Origin of the sequence: Stenotrophomonas sp. NA06056 (assembly GCF_013364355.1) — a bacterium.
In the GTDB taxonomy this organism is placed as follows: Bacteria; Pseudomonadota; Gammaproteobacteria; order Xanthomonadales; family Xanthomonadaceae; genus Stenotrophomonas.
The window spans coordinates 1,311,110-1,330,773 of sequence record NZ_CP054931.1; the positions used below are offsets into that span (position 1 = coordinate 1,311,110).

At 65.6% G+C, this 19,664-nt stretch carries 28 protein-coding genes and 1 tRNA gene; 17 read left to right on the forward strand and 12 right to left on the reverse strand.

Annotation, left to right across the window (positions count from 1 at the left end):
- Positions 1–40: 40 nt before the first annotated feature.
- The 3 genes from HUT07_RS05665 to HUT07_RS05675 are packed head-to-tail and all read right to left on the reverse strand — an operon-like array spanning position 41 to position 2,170.
- Positions 41–1,600, reverse strand: a complete 1,560-nt coding sequence (locus tag HUT07_RS05665; RefSeq protein WP_176020103.1) for a PepSY-associated TM helix domain-containing protein — start codon at positions 1,598–1,600, stop codon at positions 41–43.
- A 10-nt stretch (positions 1,601–1,610) separates the two neighbouring features.
- Positions 1,611–1,874 (reverse strand): hypothetical protein, encoded by a 264-nt coding sequence (locus HUT07_RS05670; protein ID WP_176020104.1) that lies wholly within the window; start codon positions 1,872–1,874, stop codon positions 1,611–1,613.
- A complete protein-coding gene (locus tag HUT07_RS05675; RefSeq protein WP_176020105.1) occupies positions 1,874–2,170 on the reverse strand; it encodes a hypothetical protein in 297 nt (98 codons plus the stop codon). The genes HUT07_RS05670 and HUT07_RS05675 overlap by 1 nt, the downstream gene beginning before the upstream one ends.
- Positions 2,171–2,588: 418 nt before the next feature.
- On the opposite strand from HUT07_RS05675, the gene thrS reads away from it, so the two are divergent.
- The 10 genes from thrS to HUT07_RS05725 all read left to right on the forward strand — a co-directional run bounded on the left by thrS (position 2,589) and on the right by HUT07_RS05725 (position 10,711).
- Complete coding sequence (gene thrS, locus HUT07_RS05680; protein WP_176020106.1) at positions 2,589–4,490, forward strand: threonine--tRNA ligase; 1,902 nt, start codon at positions 2,589–2,591, stop codon at positions 4,488–4,490.
- 49 nt (positions 4,491–4,539) lie between these two features.
- Positions 4,540–5,082 carry a translation initiation factor IF-3 gene (gene infC, locus HUT07_RS05685; RefSeq protein WP_176020107.1) on the forward strand — a complete coding sequence of 181 codons (543 nt, stop codon included), beginning with the start codon at positions 4,540–4,542 and terminating at the stop codon, positions 5,080–5,082.
- A 274-nt stretch (positions 5,083–5,356) separates the two neighbouring features.
- On the forward strand, positions 5,357–5,554 hold the full coding sequence (rpmI, locus tag HUT07_RS05690) for a 50S ribosomal protein L35 (protein WP_002811096.1): 198 nt from the start codon (positions 5,357–5,359) through the stop codon (positions 5,552–5,554).
- 11 nt (positions 5,555–5,565) lie between these two features.
- On the forward strand, positions 5,566–5,925 hold the full coding sequence (rplT, locus tag HUT07_RS05695; protein ID WP_005410435.1) for a 50S ribosomal protein L20: 360 nt from the start codon (positions 5,566–5,568) through the stop codon (positions 5,923–5,925).
- Between the two features lie 192 nt (positions 5,926–6,117).
- Positions 6,118–7,113 (forward strand): phenylalanine--tRNA ligase subunit alpha, encoded by a 996-nt coding sequence (gene pheS, locus HUT07_RS05700; RefSeq protein WP_176020108.1) that lies wholly within the window; start codon positions 6,118–6,120, stop codon positions 7,111–7,113.
- 86 nt (positions 7,114–7,199) lie between these two features.
- Positions 7,200–9,581, forward strand: coding sequence for a phenylalanine--tRNA ligase subunit beta (gene pheT, locus HUT07_RS05705; protein WP_176020109.1), 2,382 nt, complete (start codon positions 7,200–7,202; stop codon positions 9,579–9,581).
- A gap of 27 nt (positions 9,582–9,608) precedes the next feature.
- A complete protein-coding gene (locus HUT07_RS05710; RefSeq protein ID WP_005410432.1) occupies positions 9,609–9,908 on the forward strand; it encodes an integration host factor subunit alpha in 300 nt (99 codons plus the stop codon).
- Complete coding sequence (locus tag HUT07_RS05715; protein WP_005410431.1) at positions 9,889–10,245, forward strand: MerR family transcriptional regulator; 357 nt, start codon at positions 9,889–9,891, stop codon at positions 10,243–10,245. Before HUT07_RS05710 ends, HUT07_RS05715 begins: the two co-directional genes overlap by 20 nt.
- 67 nt (positions 10,246–10,312) lie before the next feature.
- Positions 10,313–10,389 (forward strand) — tRNA-Pro (locus tag HUT07_RS05720).
- Positions 10,390–10,507: 118 nt separating this feature from the next.
- Positions 10,508–10,711, forward strand: coding sequence for a hypothetical protein (locus tag HUT07_RS05725; protein ID WP_100460897.1), 204 nt, complete (start codon positions 10,508–10,510; stop codon positions 10,709–10,711).
- A 250-nt stretch (positions 10,712–10,961) separates the two neighbouring features.
- On the opposite strand, the gene HUT07_RS05730 is transcribed toward HUT07_RS05725, so the two are convergent.
- From HUT07_RS05730 to HUT07_RS05740, 3 genes are read right to left on the reverse strand one after another with little or no spacing between them, the layout of a single operon-like run.
- Complete coding sequence (locus HUT07_RS05730; RefSeq protein WP_176020110.1) at positions 10,962–11,465, reverse strand: GNAT family N-acetyltransferase; 504 nt, start codon at positions 11,463–11,465, stop codon at positions 10,962–10,964.
- The gene (locus tag HUT07_RS05735; protein ID WP_176020111.1) at positions 11,465–11,815 is read right to left on the reverse strand and encodes a DUF6713 family protein; all 351 of its coding nucleotides are present in this window, start codon (positions 11,813–11,815) and stop codon (positions 11,465–11,467) included. Before HUT07_RS05735 ends, HUT07_RS05730 begins: the two co-directional genes overlap by 1 nt.
- 59 nt (positions 11,816–11,874) lie before the next feature.
- Positions 11,875–12,384 (reverse strand): DUF3011 domain-containing protein, encoded by a 510-nt coding sequence (locus HUT07_RS05740; protein ID WP_176020112.1) that lies wholly within the window; start codon positions 12,382–12,384, stop codon positions 11,875–11,877.
- Positions 12,385–12,624: 240 nt separating this feature from the next.
- Here HUT07_RS05740 and HUT07_RS05745 point away from each other — a divergent pair, with 240 nt between their 5' ends.
- A complete protein-coding gene (locus HUT07_RS05745; RefSeq protein ID WP_176022485.1) occupies positions 12,625–13,026 on the forward strand; it encodes a hypothetical protein in 402 nt (133 codons plus the stop codon).
- 21 nt (positions 13,027–13,047) lie between these two features.
- Here HUT07_RS05745 and HUT07_RS05750 read toward each other — a convergent pair whose 3' ends face one another.
- Positions 13,048–13,740, reverse strand: a complete 693-nt coding sequence (locus HUT07_RS05750) for an aspartate/glutamate racemase family protein (RefSeq protein WP_176020113.1) — start codon at positions 13,738–13,740, stop codon at positions 13,048–13,050.
- Positions 13,741–13,890: 150 nt separating this feature from the next.
- On the opposite strand from HUT07_RS05750, the gene HUT07_RS05755 reads away from it, so the two are divergent.
- The 3 genes from HUT07_RS05755 to HUT07_RS05765 all read left to right on the forward strand — a co-directional run bounded on the left by HUT07_RS05755 (position 13,891) and on the right by HUT07_RS05765 (position 15,539).
- Entirely contained in the window at positions 13,891–14,523 is a 633-nt protein-coding gene (locus HUT07_RS05755; RefSeq protein ID WP_176020114.1) for a cation transporter, read from the forward strand.
- A gap of 99 nt (positions 14,524–14,622) precedes the next feature.
- A complete protein-coding gene (locus HUT07_RS05760) occupies positions 14,623–15,261 on the forward strand; it encodes a LysE family translocator (RefSeq protein ID WP_176020115.1) in 639 nt (212 codons plus the stop codon).
- A gap of 104 nt (positions 15,262–15,365) precedes the next feature.
- Positions 15,366–15,539 (forward strand): DUF1328 domain-containing protein, encoded by a 174-nt coding sequence (locus HUT07_RS05765; protein WP_025876319.1) that lies wholly within the window; start codon positions 15,366–15,368, stop codon positions 15,537–15,539.
- Between the two features lie 25 nt (positions 15,540–15,564).
- On the opposite strand, the gene HUT07_RS05770 is transcribed toward HUT07_RS05765, so the two are convergent.
- The 5 genes from HUT07_RS05770 to HUT07_RS05790 form a co-directional block, all read right to left on the reverse strand.
- Positions 15,565–15,897 (reverse strand): SMR family transporter, encoded by a 333-nt coding sequence (locus HUT07_RS05770; protein WP_089236273.1) that lies wholly within the window; start codon positions 15,895–15,897, stop codon positions 15,565–15,567.
- Between the two features lie 13 nt (positions 15,898–15,910).
- Positions 15,911–16,483, reverse strand: coding sequence for a TetR/AcrR family transcriptional regulator (locus HUT07_RS05775; RefSeq protein ID WP_176020116.1), 573 nt, complete (start codon positions 16,481–16,483; stop codon positions 15,911–15,913).
- Between the two features lie 75 nt (positions 16,484–16,558).
- Positions 16,559–17,314, reverse strand: coding sequence for a transporter (locus HUT07_RS05780; protein ID WP_176020117.1), 756 nt, complete (start codon positions 17,312–17,314; stop codon positions 16,559–16,561).
- A 53-nt stretch (positions 17,315–17,367) separates the two neighbouring features.
- Positions 17,368–17,601, reverse strand: coding sequence for a DUF1653 domain-containing protein (locus HUT07_RS05785; protein WP_176020118.1), 234 nt, complete (start codon positions 17,599–17,601; stop codon positions 17,368–17,370).
- 12 nt (positions 17,602–17,613) lie between these two features.
- Entirely contained in the window at positions 17,614–17,877 is a 264-nt protein-coding gene (locus HUT07_RS05790; protein ID WP_176020119.1) for a hypothetical protein, read from the reverse strand.
- A 415-nt stretch (positions 17,878–18,292) separates the two neighbouring features.
- Here HUT07_RS05790 and HUT07_RS05795 point away from each other — a divergent pair, with 415 nt between their 5' ends.
- The 3 genes from HUT07_RS05795 to HUT07_RS05805 all read left to right on the forward strand — a co-directional run bounded on the left by HUT07_RS05795 (position 18,293) and on the right by HUT07_RS05805 (position 19,550).
- Positions 18,293–18,499 (forward strand): hypothetical protein, encoded by a 207-nt coding sequence (locus tag HUT07_RS05795; RefSeq protein WP_176020120.1) that lies wholly within the window; start codon positions 18,293–18,295, stop codon positions 18,497–18,499.
- Between the two features lie 130 nt (positions 18,500–18,629).
- Complete coding sequence (locus HUT07_RS05800) at positions 18,630–19,172, forward strand: DUF3011 domain-containing protein (RefSeq protein WP_176020121.1); 543 nt, start codon at positions 18,630–18,632, stop codon at positions 19,170–19,172.
- Between the two features lie 174 nt (positions 19,173–19,346).
- On the forward strand, positions 19,347–19,550 hold the full coding sequence (locus HUT07_RS05805) for a hypothetical protein (protein WP_032978640.1): 204 nt from the start codon (positions 19,347–19,349) through the stop codon (positions 19,548–19,550).
- Positions 19,551–19,664: the final 114 nt, after the last annotated feature.

Genomic DNA, 19,664 nt, shown 5'->3' on the forward strand with positions numbered 1-19,664 from the left:
CTTGGCCCGGCGCTGCAATCCGTTCATCGATGGCGGATTGTCAATTCGCCCATACGCTGTTGGGGTCACCCCTGCGGGCTCGGCGCTGGCTGGCCACCGCCAGCCGGGCAAAGCCGAACGCCATTGCCAGTGCCATCGCATCGATCCAGAACAACGGCCAGTGGCCGCGTGCGGCGGCCAACCACAGCCAGTCACCGTTGAGGGCACCGTGCGCCACCGGCACCAGCGCGGTGCTGATCGCCGCGGCCCACAGCAGCTCGCGTGCCGCCTGTGCAGGACGGCGCAGGGCGGCCCACAGCGCGCACGCCGCCCAGGTCACGAAGCAGGCCCAGCGGATGCCGTGGTCGACCGCCGTCGGAGCCATCCGCTCCAGCACCAGTGCGGCCACGAACGCTACCGAGATCGCCACGCACAGGCCGATGCAGACACCGACCGTGGCCCGCGCCATGTTGACGGCGGCGCGTGACTGCTGCGGCTGGCGGCGCTTGCGGCGCGATTCGATCCACAGCAGGTTGCCCGAATAGAACAGGAAGGCGCCGCCGAGGCCGAGCAGGAAATACAGCCAGACCACCACGCCATTGCCGAATTCGCCGAAGTGCAGGGCATAGGCCGCACTGAGGGTGGCGTGGTTGGCATCGCGTTGGCCGGGCAGCTGGCTCGCCAGCAGGCGGCCGCTTTCGACATCCAGCGCGACAGCGCCGAGCGGGCCGAGCGTGCCGCTGGCCTCGCCGGTGATCTCGATGGTCGCGTTGGCATCACCGCCATTGGCCAGCTTCAGATAGGCCGGTTCGAAGTTGGCCACGCCCTGCGCGCGCGCCACTTCCAGCGCCCGCGCGTGCAGTTCGCGCAGGCTGCCCGGCGCAGCAGGGATGCCACTGGCTTCGCGCAGCGGCGCCGTATCCATCGCCGTCGGCACCGCCTGCAGGGCCTTGCCGTCGTAGATCAGGGGATTGAGTACGGCCATCTGCATGAACACCAGGCAGAGCAGGGCGCCGGTCACCGCGAACATCAGGTGGAACGGCAGGCTGAGCACGCCGATCACGTTGTGCGCGTCCTGCCACTGCTGCTTCAGATTGCGGCCCGGGCGCAGCGCGAACAGATCGCCCAGCAGCTTGGGCAGGTGGATCACCAGGCCGCTGAGCAGGGCCATGCCGTACAGCAGGCTGACGATGCCCATCACGTAGATGCCGGCCACCGGCAGGCCCAGGCTGTAATGCAGTTCGTTGACCAGTTCGGCCAGCCCGGTCTGCGGTGGCGTCGGGCTGCCGCTGATCTGTCCCGGCCATGCATAGCGCCAGCTGCCGTCTTCGGCCTGCCAGTACGCCAGCGGTCGCGGATGATCGGCGCCGGGGAAGGTCATGCCAACGTGGCGACGCGCTTCCGCATGCGTGGCCAGCACGTCGTCGAGCAGGTACTGCGCATCATCCAGGCCGGCCGGCAGTGCGGTTGCCGCGCCAGGCGTCTGCCACAGCGGGAGGTCGTGGTGGAACAGGGTCAGCGCGCCGGCATAGAACGCCACGAACAGCCCGAAGCCGGCGACCAAGCCTACCCAGGTGTGCAGCGTGGTGAACGTGCGCAGGGTCTGTGAACTGAATTTCATGCGGTCGATCTCATTGCACCGCGCCGGTCAGGCGCAGCAGGCCGAGTACGGCGAAGCCAAGGGCCGCGCAACCGGCCAGGGTCAGCCAGGCGCGCAACGAGCTGCGGAAACTGAAGGCCCACAGCGCGGCCAGCATCCACAACGGAACGAACGCGATCAGGCTCGGCACCAGGGCCTTCTGCCAGGGGCCCGGCGGCAGCCATGCGACCAGGCCGGTCGCCGCTGCGGCAAGGAAGAAGCCGGCGAAGATGCCAGCCAGCGCGCGCGGCCACATCAGCGGGGCTCCACATCGGGGCGGTGCCACGCGGCCAGCGCGGGCAGCAGCATGGCCGCCAGCATCCAGGTGCACAGCATCGCGACCAGGCCGGCGGCAAAGCCCAGTTCGGCCATCCACAGCCATAGTGCGGCGACAGCAGCGACCAGGCCGATCTGCCGGCCCAGACGGCCGGCACGGCGCAGGCGTGGCCAACGGCAGTGCGATGAGGCGGCATAGAAGGCCAGCGCGGAAAACATCGCCGACAGCATGCCAAGGCTGCAGAAGCCAAGGGTCGACAGGCCAACGGTGATCATTGCGGGCTCCGGGCCCGGCACACGGCCGGTGAACGCGGGGCACGGGCGGGACCGGCAGACGCCGGTCGGGGCGGGTGGCGCATTGCAGGGTCCTGGGGGAAGCGGGCACGCCGACACGGAGGCTGGCTGCGCGGACATGGTAATCATTGCGTTTTCACGCCGCCAGCGAGCGCCATTCAGGGGCCACTTGGGCTTTGTCGGCCACTGGTTTAAGATCATGGGCAATCTCATCCTGGAACCAAGGTGGCCCGCGCACTGCGCCGGCCGAGCGTGCGACATGAGCACTACCACCGCCCACTGTTGACCTGCCCCGAAGGCCCTGTGTTCCAGGCGCCCTCGTGGCGCTTTTTTGTTGCCCGGGCGTCGCCCCGGGAGCGCTTTCCAGCCCGCCCGGCGGGCCCCGCATGAAGCCATTGCAATGATCACGATTACCCTTCCCGACGGCAGCCGCCGCAAATTCGAACATCCCGTCAGCGTCATGGACGTCGCCCAGTCGATTGGCGCCGGCTTGGCCAAGGCCACCATCGCCGGTTCGGTGGATGGCGTGCTGGTCGATGCCAGTGACGTCATCGACCACGATGCCTCCCTGCGCATCATCACCGCCAAGGACGAGGAGGGCGTGGAGATCATCCGCCACTCCAGCGCCCACCTGGTCGGTCACGCGGTCAAGCAGCTCTATCCTGACGTGAAGATGGTCATCGGCCCGGTGATCGCCGAGGGCTTCTACTACGACATCTATTCCGAGCGCCCGTTCACCCCGGACGACATGGCGGCCATCGAAAAGCGCATGGGCGAGCTGATCGCGCAGGACTACGACGTCATCAAGAAGGTGACGCCGCGTGCCGAAGTCATCGAGATCTTCAAGGCCCGTGGCGAGGACTACAAGCTGCGCCTGATCGAAGACATGTCCGACGATATCCAGGCGATGGGCATGTACTACCACCAGGAATACGTGGACATGTGCCGTGGTCCGCACGTGCCGAACACGCGCTTCCTGAAGGCGTTCAAGCTGACCCGCATTTCCGGCGCCTATTGGCGCGGCGACGCGCAGAACGAGCAGCTGCAGCGCGTCTACGGCACCGCCTGGGCCGACAAGAAGCAGCTCGATGCGTACATCAAGCGCATCGAAGAAGCGGAAATGCGCGACCACCGTCGCATCGGCAAGCAGCAGGACCTGTTCCACCTGCAGGAAGAGGCCCCGGGCCTGGTGTTCTGGCATCCGAAGGGCTGGGCGCTGTGGCAGGTGGTCGAACAGTACATGCGCAAGGTGTACCGCAGCACCGGCTACGGCGAAGTGCGCTGCCCACAGATCCTGGACGTGTCGCTGTGGCAGAAGTCGGGCCACTGGGACAACTACCAGGACGCGATGTTCTTCACCGAGTCCGAGAAGCGTACCTACGCGCTCAAGCCGATGAACTGCCCCGGCCACGTGCAGGTGTTCAACCAGGGGCTGCACAGCTACCGCGATCTGCCGATCCGCTACGGTGAGTTTGGCGCCTGCCACCGCAACGAGCCCTCCGGCGCGCTGCACGGCATCCTGCGCGTGCGTGGCTTCACCCAGGACGACGGGCACGTGTTCTGCACCGAAGACCAGGTCGAGGCGGAAGTGACCGCGTTCCACCAGCAGGCGCTGGCGGTGTACCAGCACTTCGGCTTCGAGGAGATTCAGGTCAAGATCGCGCTGCGCCCCGAATCGCGGCTGGGCGATGACGCCACCTGGGACAAGGCAGAGGGCGCGCTGCGCTCGGCACTGGCCAGCTGCGGGGTGGAATGGCAGGAGCTGCCGGGCGAGGGTGCCTTCTACGGCCCGAAGATCGAGTACCACCTGAAGGACGCCATCGGCCGCACCTGGCAGCTGGGCACCATGCAGGTCGACTTCATGATGCCGGGCCGTCTGGGCGCTGAATACGTGGATGAAAACAGCCAGAAGAAGCATCCGGTGATGCTGCACCGGGCCATTGTCGGCTCGATGGAGCGCTTCCTGGGCATCCTGATCGAGCACCATGCCGGCCAGTTCCCGGCCTGGCTGGCGCCGACCCAGGTGGTGGTGGCCAATATCACCGATGCGCAGGCTGAATACGTGTCTGCGGTGACCAAAAGCCTTGCGGATCAAGGCTTCCGCGTCAGCGCCGATTTGCGTAACGAGAAGATCGGCTATAAGATTCGCGAGCACACGCTGCAGCGCGTGCCGTACCTGCTGGTCATTGGTGACCGCGAGAAGGAAAACGGCGCTGTGGCGGTGCGTACGCGTTCTGGCGAAGATCTCGGCAGCATGAGCCTTCAGGCCTTCACCGAGCGGCTCCAGGCCGAGGGCGCGTAAACAAAGGTCCGGCCCGTGCGCATTGGCGCCCGGGCCGGGTTCGACACCCTTGGGAGATCGCAATATCAGTACCCCTGACAACAAACAGAACCGCAAGAATCAGGAAATCCGTGTGCCGCGCGTCCGCGTGATCGGCAGTGACGGAGAAATGATCGGCGTGTTGACGCGAGACGAAGCGTTGTCCATGGCCGAAGATGAAGGCCTGGACCTGGTCGAGATCCAGCCACAGGCTGACCCGCCGGTGTGCAAGATCATGGACTTCGGCAAGTTCAAGTTCGAAGCCCAGAAGAAGGCCAGCGAGGCCAAGAAGAAGACCAAGCAGGTCGAGATCAAGGAAGTGAAGTTCCGTCCGGTTACGGACGAGGGCGACTACCAGATCAAGCTGCGCAAGATGCGTGGTTTCCTTGAAGATGGCGACAAGATCAAGGTCAACATCCGTTTCCGTGGCCGTGAAATGAGCCACCAGGAACTGGGTCGCGAGATGGCCAGCCGGATCGAGACCGATCTGGGCGAGGACATCGTCATCGAATCCCGTCCGCGCCTGGAAGGGCGTCAGATGGTCATGATGATCGCGCCGAAGAAGAAGACCTGAGGCCTGACGGGCTGCCTCGCGGGGCGCCTGGCGGCTGAATGGATGAAAGTGAAGGGGCGCCGCTGGCGTCCTTTTGCTTTTCCGGGGCAGGCGCGGCCGGATTCCGGGTGAAAAGCTGTATGGGGGCTGGTGACAGGGCGGTTTTGCCTGTATCATGCCCGGCTCGACCCACCCAGGACGGGTCGTACGCCGATCATGGCAGGACGGAAAGAGCGGCCCAGGCCGCCGCCAGATCAGTCAGAAACCAGGGTCATATCCCATCAAGGACATTGCAATGCCCAAGATCAAGACCAACCGGGCGGCGGCCAAGCGTTTCCGCAAGACCGCCTCGGGCAAGTACAAGTGCGGCCACGCCAACCGTAGCCACATCCTCACGAAGAAAGCGACCAAGCGTAAGCGTAACCTGCGTCAGACGAATCACGTCCGCGCAGAAGACGCAGGCCGTCTGGACCGCATGCTCCCTTACCTCTGAGGAACTGAAAAATGGCACGAGTTAAGCGTGGCGTACAGGCGCGTCGCCGCCACAAGAAAATCCTTGATCTGGCGAAGGGCTACTACAATGCCCGTCGCAAGGTCTTCCGCGTCGCCAAGCAGGCGGTCATCAAGGCACAGCAGTACGCCTACATCGGCCGTAAGCAGAAGAAGCGCAACTTCCGTTCGCTGTGGATCACCCGCATCAACGCGGCTGCCCGCATCAACGGCCTGAGCTACAGCCGTTTCATGAACGGCCTGCTGAAGGCTGGCATCACCCTGGACCGCAAGGTTCTGGCTGACATCGCCGTGCACGACGCAGCTGGCTTTGCTGCACTGGCCGAAAAGGCCAAGGGCGCACTGGCGGCATAAGTCCTTCCCGATGCCGTTGCCGTTCACGGAGAACGGTGTCAGGTAGAGGCAATGCATGGGGAAGGGCGCAAGTCCTTCCCCATTCTTTTTTGGGTCCCTGCGTGCCACAGCGGCAGCGCGGGGACGGCGGTGGCGACAGGGGTCGGCCCTTCGCGCATCGCGATGGCAGACCGACTGGAGTTCCGGCTACCCATGAGCGACATCCAATCCCTCACTTCCCAGGCGCTGGCCGATGTGGCCGCCGCGCAGAGCCCGGACGCGCTGGAACAGCTGCGCGTGGCCCTGCTTGGCAAGAGCGGCAGCATCACCTCGCAGCTGAAACAGCTCGGTGCGCTGCCGGCCGACGAGCGCAAGGCGGCCGGTGAGGCCATCAACCAGGCCCGCGACACGCTGAGCAGCGCGCTGGGCGAGCGCAAGGCGCTGCTGGAAAACGCCGCGCTGGATGCGCGCCTGTCCGCCGAAGCGATCGACATCACCCTGCCGGGCCGCAACGGCGACCGCGCCGGCCTGCACCCGATCACCCGCACCCTGGAGCGCATCACCGGCATCTTCGGTCGGTTGGGCTACGAGCTGTCCGAGGGGCCGGAGATCGAGGACGACTGGCACAATTTCGAGGCGCTGAACTTCCCGCCGCACCATCCGGCACGCGCCATGCACGACACCTTCTACTTCGGTGACGGTCGCCTGCTGCGCACGCATACCTCCGGTGTGCAGGTGCGTTACATGGGCGAGCACCGGCCGCCGCTGCGCATGATCGCCGCCGGCAAGGTCTATCGCAGCGACAGCGACCAGACACATTCGCCGATGTTCCACCAGGTCGAAGGCCTGCTGGTCGACGAGCACTCGACCTTCGCCGACCTGAAGGGCACGTTGTCCGAGTTCGTGCGCGCGTTCTTCGAGCGTGATTTCGAGATGCGTTTCCGCCCCAGCTACTTCCCGTTCGTCGAACCCGGCGCGGAAGTGGACATCGCCTGGCAGCAGCCCGATGGCAGCACCCGCTGGCTGGAAGTGCTCGGCTGCGGCATGGTCCACCCGAACGTGCTGCGCAACGTTGGCATCGATCCGGAGCGCTACACCGGATTCGCCTTCGGTCTGGGCGTGGAACGTTTTGCGATGCTGCGCTACGGCGTCAACGACCTGCGCGCGTTCTTCGAGAACGACGTGCGGTTCCTGAAGCAGTTCGCGTAAGCCACAGCCATGTCGTGCCGGGCGATGCCCGGCTGCACTTGAATCCGAAGCCCAGGCGCAGGCGCCGGGCCCACCAGGGTGACCCCATGAAATTCTCCGAAAACTGGCTGCGCAGCCACGTCCCGACCACTGCCTCGCGCGATGAGCTCAGCGCGGTGCTGACGGCCATCGGCCTGGAAGTGGAAGAGGTGACCGCGCTTGGCGATGGCCTGCAGCACGTGGTCGTTGCGCGCATCGTCGAAGCCGAGCGCCATCCCGAAGCCGATCGCCTGCAGGTGTGCAAGGTTGATGCGGGGCAGGCTGAGCTGCTGCAGATCGTCTGCGGTGCGCCGAATGCGCGCCCGGGCCTGGTCGCGCCGCTGGCGATGGTCGGTGCGCAGATCGGTGAGCTGAAGATCAAGCCGGCCAAGCTGCGCGGTGTCGAGTCCAACGGCATGCTGTGCTCGGCCAAGGAGCTGGGCCTGGACAACGACGCCTCCGGTCTGCTGGAGCTGCCGGACGACGCGCCGGTCGGCCAGTCCCTGGTGGAGTACCTCGGCCTGCCGGACGCCAGCATCGAAATCAAGCTGACGCCCAACCGTGCCGATTGCTTCAGCATCCGCGGCATCGCCTATGACGTTGCTGCAGCGACGCGCAGCGAAGTGCTGGATTTCATTGCAGAGCCGGTCGTCGCCGGCGGCAGCCGTGAGCTGGCAATCCAGCTCGACGCCGGTGCCGAAGCGCCGCGTTATCTCGGTCGTGTCATCGAAGGTGTCAACGCCGCGGCGAAGACCCCGTTGTGGATGGCCGAGCGCCTGCGCCGCAGTGGTGTGCGCCCGGTATCGCTGCTGGTCGACATCACCCAGTACGTGATGCTGGAGCTGGGCCAGCCGATGCACGCCTACGATCTGGGCACACTGCAGGGCACGATCGGTGTGCGCCGTTCGCGCGCCGGCGAAAGCCTGAAGCTGCTGGACGGCCGTGACGCTGCGCTGGACGACAGCTTCCTGGTGGTCACCGACGCTGATCGTGCGGTCGGCCTGGCCGGTCTGATGGGCGGCTTCGATACGCGCGTCACCGATGCCACCACCGCCGTGTTCCTGGAAGCGGCGCATTTCGCTCCGGCCGCGATCATGGGCCGTGGCCGCAAGCTGGGCCTGCATACCGATGCCGGCCATCGCTTCGAGCGCGGCGTTGACCCGGCGCTGCCGCGTTCCGCCATCGAGTACGCCACCCGCCTGGTGCTGGATCTGGCTGGCGGCACTCCGGCGCCGGTGACCGAGGCGGTGAACGCGGCGGATCTGCCGCCACCGGCCACCATTACCCTGCGCCGCGCGCGCATCACCCGCGTGCTGGGCATCACCATCGAAGACGCCGAAGTCGAGCGCATCCTGCGCGCGCTGGGCATGCAGGTGGTGGCCGCTGGCGAAGGCTGGCAGGTCACCGCGCCGAGCCGCCGCTTTGACATCGCCATTGAAGAAGACCTGATCGAGGAGCTGGCCCGTATCCACGGCTACGAGCAGATCCCGACCACGCTGCCGGGCGGCGCATCGCGTGTCGCGATGCCGACCGAGACCCAGCTGGACACGCTCAGCGTGCGCCGCCAGCTGGTGGCCCGCGATCTGCAGGAAACCGTCAATTTCGCCTTCGTCGACGACGCATTGCTGAGCCAGTGGCAGCTGCGCGACAACCTGGTGCCGCTGGCCAACCCGCTGTCGGCCGAGCTGGCGGTGATGCGTCCGGCGCTGTTGCCGGGCTTGGTCGCCACCCTGGGCCGCAACGCTGCCCGCCAGCTGGGCCGCGTGCGCCTGTTCGAGATCGGCCGGGTGTTCGCCCAGCAGGTCGGCGATGGGCAGCCGGCGCCGCTGGAAACCGCGCGCGTGGCCGCTGCGGTCTGCGGTGACGCGCAGGCGGTGCAGTGGGGCCTGCCAACCCGCAAGGTCGATTTCCATGATCTGAAGGGCGACCTGGAATCGCTGGCCGCTGCCAGTGGTGCGGTGCTGGAGTTCCGCCCGTCCACCCGTGCCTACGGCCATCCGGTGCGTTCTGCCGAAGTCTTCCGCGACGACGTGGCGATCGGCTGGATCGGTCAGATCCATCCGCGCCTGGCCAAGGCGATGGACATCGACGTGGACGTGTACGCCTTCGAGCTGGATCTGGAAGCGCTGTCCGCCCGTGCGCTGCCGCGTGCCGGTGAGCTGTCGCGCTACCCGGCGGTGCGCCGCGACCTGGCCTTCCTGGTGCCTGAACAGGTGGCCTGGAGTGACCTCGCCGCGACCATCCGCCAGGCTGCGGGTCCGCTGCTGCGCGAGCTGAACCTGTTCGACCGCTATGTCGGCCAGGGCGTCGAGCCGGGATTCAAGAGTCTCGCTATGGGCTTGATTTTGCAGGACAAGTCGCGCACTCTGACGGACCGCGACGTGGAAGCGGTAGTGGCCGAGGCGGTCACTGCCATCGAGCGTGAACACCACGCCCGGATCCGCGGCTGAGCGGGCAGCACTCGGGGGTAGCAGGCAATGGCATTGACCAAGGCGGAGATGGCGGAAAAGCTGTTCGACGAAGTCGGTCTGAACAAGCGGGAAGCCAAGGAATTCGTCGACGCGTTCTTCGATGTGCTGCGTGAAGCATTGGAACAGGGACGTCAGGTGAAGCTGTCGGGCTTTGGCAATTTCGACCTGCGGCGCAAGAACCAGCGCCCGGGCCGCAACCCCAAGACCGGCGAGGAAATTCCGATTTCCGCCCGTACGGTGGTTACCTTCCGTCCGGGCCAGAAGCTCAAGGAGAGGGTGGAAGCTTATGCTGGATCCGGGCAGTAACCGCGAACTTCCGCCGATTCCGGCCAAGCGCTACTTCACCATCGGTGAAGTCAGCGAACTGTGCGACGTCAAGCCGCACGTGCTGCGTTACTGGGAAACCGAGTTTCCCAGTCTCGAGCCGGCCAAGCGCCGTGGCAACCGTCGTTACTACCAGCGCCACGACGTGCTGATGGTGCGGCAGATCCGCAGCCTGTTGTACGAACAGGGCTACACCATCGGTGGCGCGCGCCTGCGCCTGGATGGTCCAGATGCGCGCGAGGAATCGGCCTTGAGCAACCAGATCATCAAGCAGGTGCGGATGGAACTGGAAGAAGTGCTGCAACTGCTGCGTCGCTGACCCATTTCCGCCGTAATCCGCTATACTTCACGGCCCGCCGCACTGGCGGGTACATCGCAGCATCAGTCGGGGCGTAGCGCAGCCTGGTAGCGCATCTGCCTGGGGGGCAGAGGGTCGTCGGTTCGAATCCGGCCGTCCCGACCACTGTGATGAAACAGACAAGCCTGCGCAGCGATGCGTGGGCTTTTTTGTTGCGGCGTTGTATCCTGCACGCACTCGTACTACCGCGGCTGCTGAACCCGGTACTCACGAGAACACGATCATGGAAACGCAAAGGAACCGCGCCTGGAGGCGCTCGCAGTCCCGCCATCACGGCGGCGACCACACGGCACCTGTGCCGATCTTCAAGCCGGAAAAGAACTGGAAGCTGATGTATACGCGCGGCGACAAGCTGCTGCGGGCGCGCCAGCTGGGTTTCACCTATCCGGTCCTCAGCCCGCGGCAACTGCTGGATCAGGAATGTTGAACCTGTTGTTTGTCTGCAGCCGCAACCAGCTGCGCAGCCCCACCGCCGAAGCGATGTGGCAGCGTCGGCCGGGTTTCAGTGCGCGCTCTGCTGGTACCAGCCCGCATGCGCGTCGACCCATCAGCCCAGCGGATATCCGCTGGGCTGATGTCATCTTCGTGATGGAGCCCAAGCACCAGCATCGGCTGCAGGCGAATTTTGCGCGCCTGCTCGAGCACACGCCGCTGCATTGCCTGGATATTCCCGACGACTATCGCTGCATGGATCCGGCGTTGATGGCGCTGCTGGAAGCGAAGGTCGCGCCTTGCCTCGCGTCACCAGCAGCGAAGCGGTAGATCAGCTCTGGATCGCCTTCGTCGAGGCCGTGCACGATCCCGCACTGAACGAAGCCAGCGGCTGCCAGCAGCCGCTGCATGCGGGTGTTGGATTGGTTGGTGGAGCTGAAAAGCCTGGCACCTTCATTGCGCGACGTGGCATGCAGCAGCAACGCACGGCCGATGCCGTGTCTGCGCAGCGGCGCGGCCACCATCAGCATCTCGATGAAGGCCTCACCGAAGAAGTGCCGATGCTGCACGCGGTAGCCGGCCAGCCTTCCATCGAGCTCGGCCACGTGCATGTGGCCGTCCGCCAACCACTGGCCGATCTGCACGGCGCGTCGTGTGTCATGCGCCGCAACGCTGTCCAGGGCGACCAGTGCAGGAAGATCCGTGCATGCGGCCGCGCGTATGCAAAGTGCTGGAGCCTGCGCGGTCATCACCGACGGCTGCGCAGCAGCAGACCGCAGCCGCTGACCAGACAGGCCAGAAGCGTAAGCAGTGACAGCGGCAGATGGAATTCATCGCGACCGGCCGCAGCGAAGCCTGTGTGGATGAGGGCGGTACCGATTCCCAGCCCGCCGCACAGCTGCGCGTAGCGGCGCGCAGAAGCCAGGCCAAGCACGACCTGGCGGTAACCGTGCAGCAGGACGCCAATGGCAAGCAGATTGAATACCAGGAATCCCTGGATGCCGCCGGGTACCTGGAACATCCGCCACTCCTGCCAGAACGCGGCATCGATCTGATGCAGCAGCAAGGACACCATCGTTGCCAGATACCAGCGTTCCATGCGGTGCTTCCTGCTGCGGGGTCCTCATTCTAGCGGGGATGGGCCCGCAGCCGTCGCGCTCAGTAGACGCGGAACTCGGCGCGGCAGCCATCGCTGACCCATACGCCGCGTCGGTCCCAGCCCCAATTGCGATCCTCGGTGCAGTGTGTGACCGACTTCTGCTTGACCAGTCGCACGTCATGACGGACGCGGATGCGGCAGTACTTCTCCTTGTTTTCGTAGGATTCGCAGACCAGACGCTCGCCGTCGCGATCTCGATCGCGGTCACGCCCAGGCCAACGGCCGTGGCCACGTTCTTCAGCGACGAATTCGGCGCGACAGCCATCGGTGACCCACAGCATGCCGCGGCGCTGTCCCCAGTTGTCGTCTTCCACGCATCGCGTCACTGACAGCTGCCGGGCCAGTCGCGCGCGACCTTCAAACGGGCACTGCTGGGTCTTGTTGAAGTGTGATTCGCAGGTCGTGCGCGGCGACGATTCGCTGTCGTAGTCCTGGGCCGAGACGGTGGTTGCGGCCAGCAGCAGGGCAAGCGCAGAACCGCCCAAGGGCAGTAGCAGGCGAAGGCTCATTGAAACCTCGGGTTGGGGATGGGACGCAAGAATGGCGCACCTGCGGCGCGCTGCGACGACGGGGGCCTGCGCTGGCTCAGGACGGATTTATAAGTGTCCGGCGGCGCATGCAGTGCATTACATCCCGTATCATCCCCGGCACATCCGATTGCATCGGTTTACAGTTTTTTACACGTTCCAGCGCTTTCGGACGCGGCCTGCGGGCGTCGCCCGTGGCCGCTGGCGCGGGTGCGGACAAGGATGTGCGGACCACGACGACCACAGGGGGTTGCGTTGATCAGCAGTATCGTCATTCATCGGTCGGCCGGCGCAGGCACGGCCGAAGTGCAGGTCCTGGACACGACGTTCAAGGGCAAGCGTGTTTTTGTTGCGTGGGGCCTGCGTGGCCTGGAGTTGACCCGCGAAGCCGAGCCGGAAGATACGGTCGCGGCCCGCCATGCCTTGCGGTTTGTTTCCCGCCAGGCCGACGGGCCGCGCAGCAGTGAGATTTTCATTGCCAGCCAATCGGGCGTGGCCATCAGTGTCTATCGGATGCTGACCGAGGCCCGCAGCGGCGACGCTGTGTTCTTCCTGTGCGATTCGCCACCGGTGGTGGAGTGGCTGGTCACTTCGCTGGCGGTACAGCCGGAATCGCCCGTGTGACCGGCCGTACCCCGTCGTGCGTCATGCCAACGCTGCGTCCACTGCCGCGCGCGCATGCAGGGTCGTGGTATCGAACAGCGGCACCGGGCTGTCTTCGGCACGTACCAGCAGCATGATCTCGGTACAGCCCAGGATGATCGCTTCGGCACCGCGGGCAACGAGGCGTTCAATCACCTCGACGTACACCTGCCGTGATCGCTCGTTGACCACGCCGGCGATCAGTTCTTCGTAGATGATCGCGTGCACATCGCGGCGGTCGTCGGCTTCCGGCACCAGGACATCCAGGCCGAAACGCTCGCTCAGGCGGCCACGGTAGAAATCCTCTTCCATGGTGAAGGCCGTGCCGAGCAGGCCGACACGCTGCAGACCGGCCTGCACGATCGCCGTGGCGGTGGGGTCGGCGATATGCAGCAGCGGCAGCGCGCAGGCCGCCTCGATCCCGCCAACAAGCTTGTGCATGGTGTTGGTGCAGATCAGCAGCAGTTCGGCACCTCCGGCCTGCAGCCGCTGTGCAGCATCGACCATCTCATTGCCCAGGGCATCCCAGTCGCCATCGTGCTGAAGCTGCTTGATGCGGGCGAAATCCAGCGACCACATCAGCAGCTGCGCCGAGTGTGCGCCGCCCAGCCGGGTGCGTACCTCTTCGTTGATGAGGCGGTAGTACTGCGCCGAACTTTCCCAGCTCATGCCACCGATCAGGCCAAGCGTCTTCATGCGTGTCTCCATGCCGGGGAGTGCCATTGCAGCACAACGGAGGGCAGGATGCTGCGTGCCGGATTGCCCGGCGCACGCAATCGCGTCGCAACCGCTGCCGAAGCGCCTGATCGGCGCGATAATGGGCCACGACAAGCAGAGGGCAGGGCGATGGGCGAATGCTGTGGCTGCGGCAAGACGCTGGATGTGGCGGCCATGCAGGCGCGCCACCGGCGGGTGCTGTGGATCGTGCTGCTGATCAACCTGGCGACGTTCCTGATGATGGTGGGCGCGGCGTGGTACAGCCACTCGTCCGCGCTGCTCTCTGGTGCGCTGGACAACCTGGGCGACGCGGCCACCTACCTGCTGAGCCTGCTGGTTGTGGGCGCCGGCGTGGCGGCCAAGGCGCGGGTTGCATTGTTCAAGGGTGTGCTGATCCTGGCGGCGGCGGTCGCAGTGGCGGTACAGATCGGATGGCGGCTGGCGCATCCGCAGGTTCCCCTGTTCGAAAGCATGGGCCTGGCCGCGCTGCTGAATCTTGCCGCGAACGGTTTCTGCCTGTGGCTGCTGACGCCCTATCGCAATGACGACGTGAACCTGGCATCGGCCTGGGAATGCGCGCGCAACGATATCTTCGAGGGCATTTCGGTGGTGCTGGCGGCGGGGCTGGTGGCCCTGTTTGGTGCCGGTTGGCCGGACCTGCTGGTCGCGGTCGCACTGCTGGTCGTGTTCCTGCGCTCGGCGCTGCGGGTGCTGCGCATCGCGGTGGCCGAGCTGCGCGCGTCACGTGTTGCCAGCGGCTAAGCCGCAGCCGCTGTAACCGTCGAATCGACCCTGGACTGTGCATGGTGGTGACAGTCGCTGCGCACTATCCTTGCAGGGATTATTCCGGTGGACGAAGTGATGGCCCTGCATACCTGGTGGTGGTTCCTGGCGACAGTGTTCGTGCTGTGCGGCACGCCGGGGCCGAACATGCTGCACATCCTGGGGCGCAGTGTCGGCCTGGGCTTCCGTCGCAGTGTGCCCGCCATGGCAGGTTGCCTGCTGGCGATGCTGCTGGTGCTTGCAGCATCCGCAGCCGGGTTGAGCGCGGTGCTGCGCTCGTCGCCGATGCTGTTCGATGTGCTGCGTTATGTGGGTGTGGCCTACCTGGCCTGGTTGGGCATCAAGGCCTGGCGTGACAGCTACCGGCAGGCGCCGGCGGTGACGGAGGTCGATGCATCGCTGGTGCCAGTGCACGGTGCCTGGGCGGTGTTCCGAGGTGGCCTCCTGGTGGGGTCGAGCAATCCCAAGCTGCTGCTGTTCGCCGCCGCGTTCCTGCCGCAGTTCGTTGATCCCGCGCGTGGCCAGGCCGTGCAGTACACGGTGCTGGTGGCTACCTTCGCTACCTGCGAACTGTTCTGGTACGTGATGTATGCCGCAGGCGGACATGGGTTGCGGCGTTGGCTGGCAAAGCCCTTTGCGCAACGCTGGTTCGAACGCCTGGTCGGCAGCGTGTTTCTGGCCTTCGCAGTGGCCCTGCTGCGCTTCCGGCCGCGCTGAGCCGGATCGTTTCACGCCGCGCCTGCTAGCTGTTCACGCGTGTGGCATCGCGGCCTGCCTAACCTGATCGCACCTTCAGTATTCCCATCAGGGAGAGGATCGACATGATCAAGTGGGCCATCATTTTCGCCATCATCGGCCTGATCGCCGGTGCGTTGGGTTTCGGCGGCATCGCCGGTGCCGCCGTGGGTATCGCCAAGTTCCTGTTCTGGGCCGGCATCATCATTGCGGTTGTGCTTTTCGTGCTCGGCATGACTGTCGCGAAAAAGGTCGCCTAGCCCGGCAGTTGGTGCAGCGGCGCGCTCAATGCGCGCTGCTGTGTGAGAACAGATTGATGACCAGTACGCCGGCACAGATCAGGCCAATGCCGATCAACGCCGGCGCATCCAGGCGCTGCTTGAACACGAGCAGGCCGATCAGCGAGATCAGCACGATGCCGACACCGGACCAGATGGCATAGGCGATGCCGGTGGGGATCGACTTCATTGTCAGCGACAGCAGGTAGAAGCACACGCCGTACCCGGCGAGCGCGCCCAACGTAGGGCCGAGGCGGGTCATGCCTTCGGATGCCTTGAGCAGGGACGTGGCGATCACTTCCAGCACGATCGCGCCGGCCAGGTAGAAATAGGGGTTCATCGCAGCCTCCCGCTCATGCCGGTTCGCACAGTTTCAGTGCCTCCAGGGCCATGGCCTGGGCGTTCTGCCGTTCGTCTTCGTCCAAGGGCCGCCCATAGGCGGTGGCCCAGTAACCATCGGCGACGCAACGCGCGGCGTACAGGCGCGGATCGCAGGCTTCATCCGGAAACTCGGCCAGCATGCCGCGCATCCACGTGCGCCAGTGGACCAGCAGTGCCGGCTCCAGCATGTTGCCCATGGTGAGCCCGATGTCGTTGATCTGTTCCTGCTGCAGTAGATGTTCGAAATTCACCTGCACGTAGGCACGGCTGAAGCCGCCATGGCGGGCCGGGGACTGTCGCAGCACCTCGCGCACCCTGTTCTCGAAGTCGGCGATCAGCGAGCTCAGCGTCGCCTCCACCAGGTCCTGCTTGCTGCTGAAATGATGGAACAGTGCGCCCTTGCTGACACCGGCCGCGTCGGCGACGTCCTGCACAGTGAGGGCCGCCAGCCCATTCTGGCCGATGGTGTGGGCGGTCGCGTGCAGCAGCGCTTGGCGCACGCTGTCGGGCGCCTTGCGGCGGGAGCGGGGAGGGGACTCTGGCATGGGGAACAAAACCGACTGGACGGTTTGATTGTAGCGCGGGGCGCTGCGCCCAACGCGCACGATCAGTTCAGCAGGTCACTGCAGATAGAACGCGATGCCGGTGCCGAGCTGCAGGTCGGGGCTGTTGCGATTGAGGCCGAGGTCGAATGAGGCGTCCAGCTGCACGTTCGGCCGCAGCATCCAGGTCAAGCCCGCGCCGGCGATGGCCTGGTCGGGTTGCTGCCTGGCGTGGGTAAAGCCGGCTTCGAGATAGGTGCCCAGCCGCTCGGTCACGCTCAGCGCGAGACTTGGCGACCAGGTCGTGCTGCGCTCGCCTGCGCCGCGCTGATGGCTGCCATACAGCCCACCGCTCCAGCGGTCGTTGAAGGTGTGTTCGACGCTGGCGGCCAGCGCGTACTGACGGCCATCGCTGAAGGCGGCATCGCCACGTGCGATCACACCGCTGGCCAGCAGCGCCCAGGCCGTGCGCTCGTTACTGCCGGGACCTGCCCACTTCACACCGACAGTGCTGTCGCCGGCGCCGCGCTGCTGCGTGCGCGGCATGTCCGGGCCACGTTCGCGCTGGCGCTGCCACGGTGTGGACGCCAGCTGCAGTTCCCAGCCCGGGGCCAGGCCCGTGCGCAGCAGCAGGTCGCTCGACAGCGATGTCGTACGCAGGCCGTCGCGATCACGATCACGTTGATAGCTGGGCAGGCCCACTTCGACGGCAAGGCCGCCACGCGGCACCGTGTCGGTACCGAAGCCGATGCCGGGGCGGTCGAAGCTGGGAGGTTCTGCGGCCAGCACGGGGGTGCTGGCCAGCGACAGGGCGATCAACAGGGTGTGGCGCATGCGGGCTCCGTCTCGCAGGAAGGCTTCAGCATGCGCGGCGTGAGCCGCGCGGTTCAGTCGCCGATGCGGGCGAAGCGTGCCTGCGGCCCGTGCTCGCCGGGCACCTGTTCAATGAACATCGGATAGGGACGCACCCACAGGCCGCCTTCGCCGTACAGCGCGCGATAGAGAACCATCGGCTGCAGCGTTTCACTGCTGCGGACGATGTCGATCACCTCGTACTCGCCACCCTTGAAGTGGCGGTAGCGGCCGGGTGCCAGTGTGGGCAGCGGGGACAGGTCGGTCATCGGGGGCATTCGTTACTTGCGTGCCGGCGATGCCGGGGTAGCGCAGTAGGCATCGATGGCTTCGGCGGTGTTGGCCAGGCCCTGTGCCTGCGCCAGTTCCCACGGGCGCTCGCAGCGCTGGCTGTGCGCGCACCACTGATAGCCGGCCGAACCAATGCATCCGTGCGCATCGCGGTCGCCACCGACCACGGGCGTGGCTGCGTCATGGGTGACCGGCTTTTCCGGGCTGGCGCACGCGGCCAGGGCCAGCAGCGGGATCAGGAACAGGACTTTCATGGGTGCGGCTCCGTGCCGTAAACCGACAGTCTGTGCGCTCCCCGCAGCGGCGGCAAGCATCGCTGGCCAAACCTCAACTCAGCGATGCGCGGACCAGTTCCTCGATCAGTACCACGTAGCTGGCGGCAAAATAGAACTTCAGCAGCGTCGAACGCTGCAGTGGAAGGGAGGTGCGCATGTGGAAGGGGCCCCTGTTGATGACGGTAGTGTGAAGCGCGGCTGACTTCGTGACAAGGGTCACGGAATGGATTTCTTAAATGGCCTCAGGGATGTGATGGGCGGCGCTTTCTGAGGTGTCGGCAGGGAGTTTTCGGATAAATCCGATAGGTCTTCCCCGAGGTGCTGGCTAGGCTGGTCGGGCATCGGAAATCGGCCTTGCGCCGGTCCCGGATTTCCCAGAAACGCAGGAGCTCCCATGGTCATCACTGTCCAATGCAACGCCCAGCGCTGGTCCGTGCTGGATCCGCAGTCGCGCTCAACCGAAGTGTTCAGCAGCGGTGCGGCCGCCTTCGACGCCGCTGCCTCACGGGCCAGCGAGCATCACTGCCGTACTGGTCAGCACAGCACGGTGCGCGTGGAAGCACTGGGCACCGCAGTCGACGCGCTGCACTTCGGCCGCTGAGCCGCCGCGGCCGCAGTCAGTTGCGGTTGGGTTGGTTGAATGGGGGAAAAACCGCCGTCACGGCGCCCTCTGTGCGCCGCGCCCGGAATCCCCGATGCTTGCCTCCACCGTATTCACCTGGAGACGAGGGATGGGCAAGGGACTCACTTGGCGCACCGTGGCGTGCACCCTGTTGCCGATGATGGCTGCCGCCGGCGGCGTGCAGGCGCAGAACTATGGCTACGATGATCGCTACGACGACCGTGGCGGCAGTGGCATCGTGCGCTGCGAATCGATCAAGAACCGCAGCAACGAGTGCCGGCTGGACGGGCGCGCGCGCATGATCCGCCAGTTGTCAGGTTCCCCCTGTGTGGAAGGTGAGACCTGGGGCCAGTCCCGCTACGGTGTCTGGGTTACCCAGGGGTGCCGTGCCGAGTTCGTGGGTGAGTACCGGCGACCGGGCGGTGGCGGTGGCAACGGTTGGGGCGGAAGCCAGTGGGGCGGCGGCGGCCAGGTGATTGCCTGCCATTCCAATGACCGGCGGCAGCAGTACTGCGATGCACAGGTTCGTCGCGGTGTGCGTCTGGTACGGCAGGAATCGCGCAGTGCCTGCATCGAAGGCCAGAGCTGGGGCTGGGACCGCCGTGGCATCTGGGTCAGCAATGGCTGCAGGGCCCAGTTCCAGGTGAACTGAGCGGCCGACGCAATCGGCTCAAGATCAGAAAAATCTGATAGCGATCACACTTCTTTCCTCGTATTGTCGACTCCCGGGACGCCTTGCGCGTCCCGGTTCGCACTGGCGATTGTTGTCGCGCCTGGTGCGGTCATTCTCTCGTCGTCGATACGCTGTTCAAGGAGTGAGCACCGCATGTTGATCCGACTGCAATGTGAGCAGCGCCAATGGCGCGTGCTGCACCCGGACAAGCCGGAACCGATCGAGTTCCGCGATGGTGTCCGTGCCTTCGATTTCGCCGAAACCCTGGCCCGCCTGCATTTCACCGATACCGGCCAGCGCGCCTCGGTGCGGGTCGAGTCCAGCGGTGCGTTTGTCGAGGCGATCAGCTACGGCTGAGTAGGCCGATTGCAGGCAGGGGGCGCGGCATCCACGCATGGCGTGGATCTACTTCTGCACCACCAGCACCCTGGTAGATCCACGCCATGCGTGGATGTATTTCTGCACCACCAG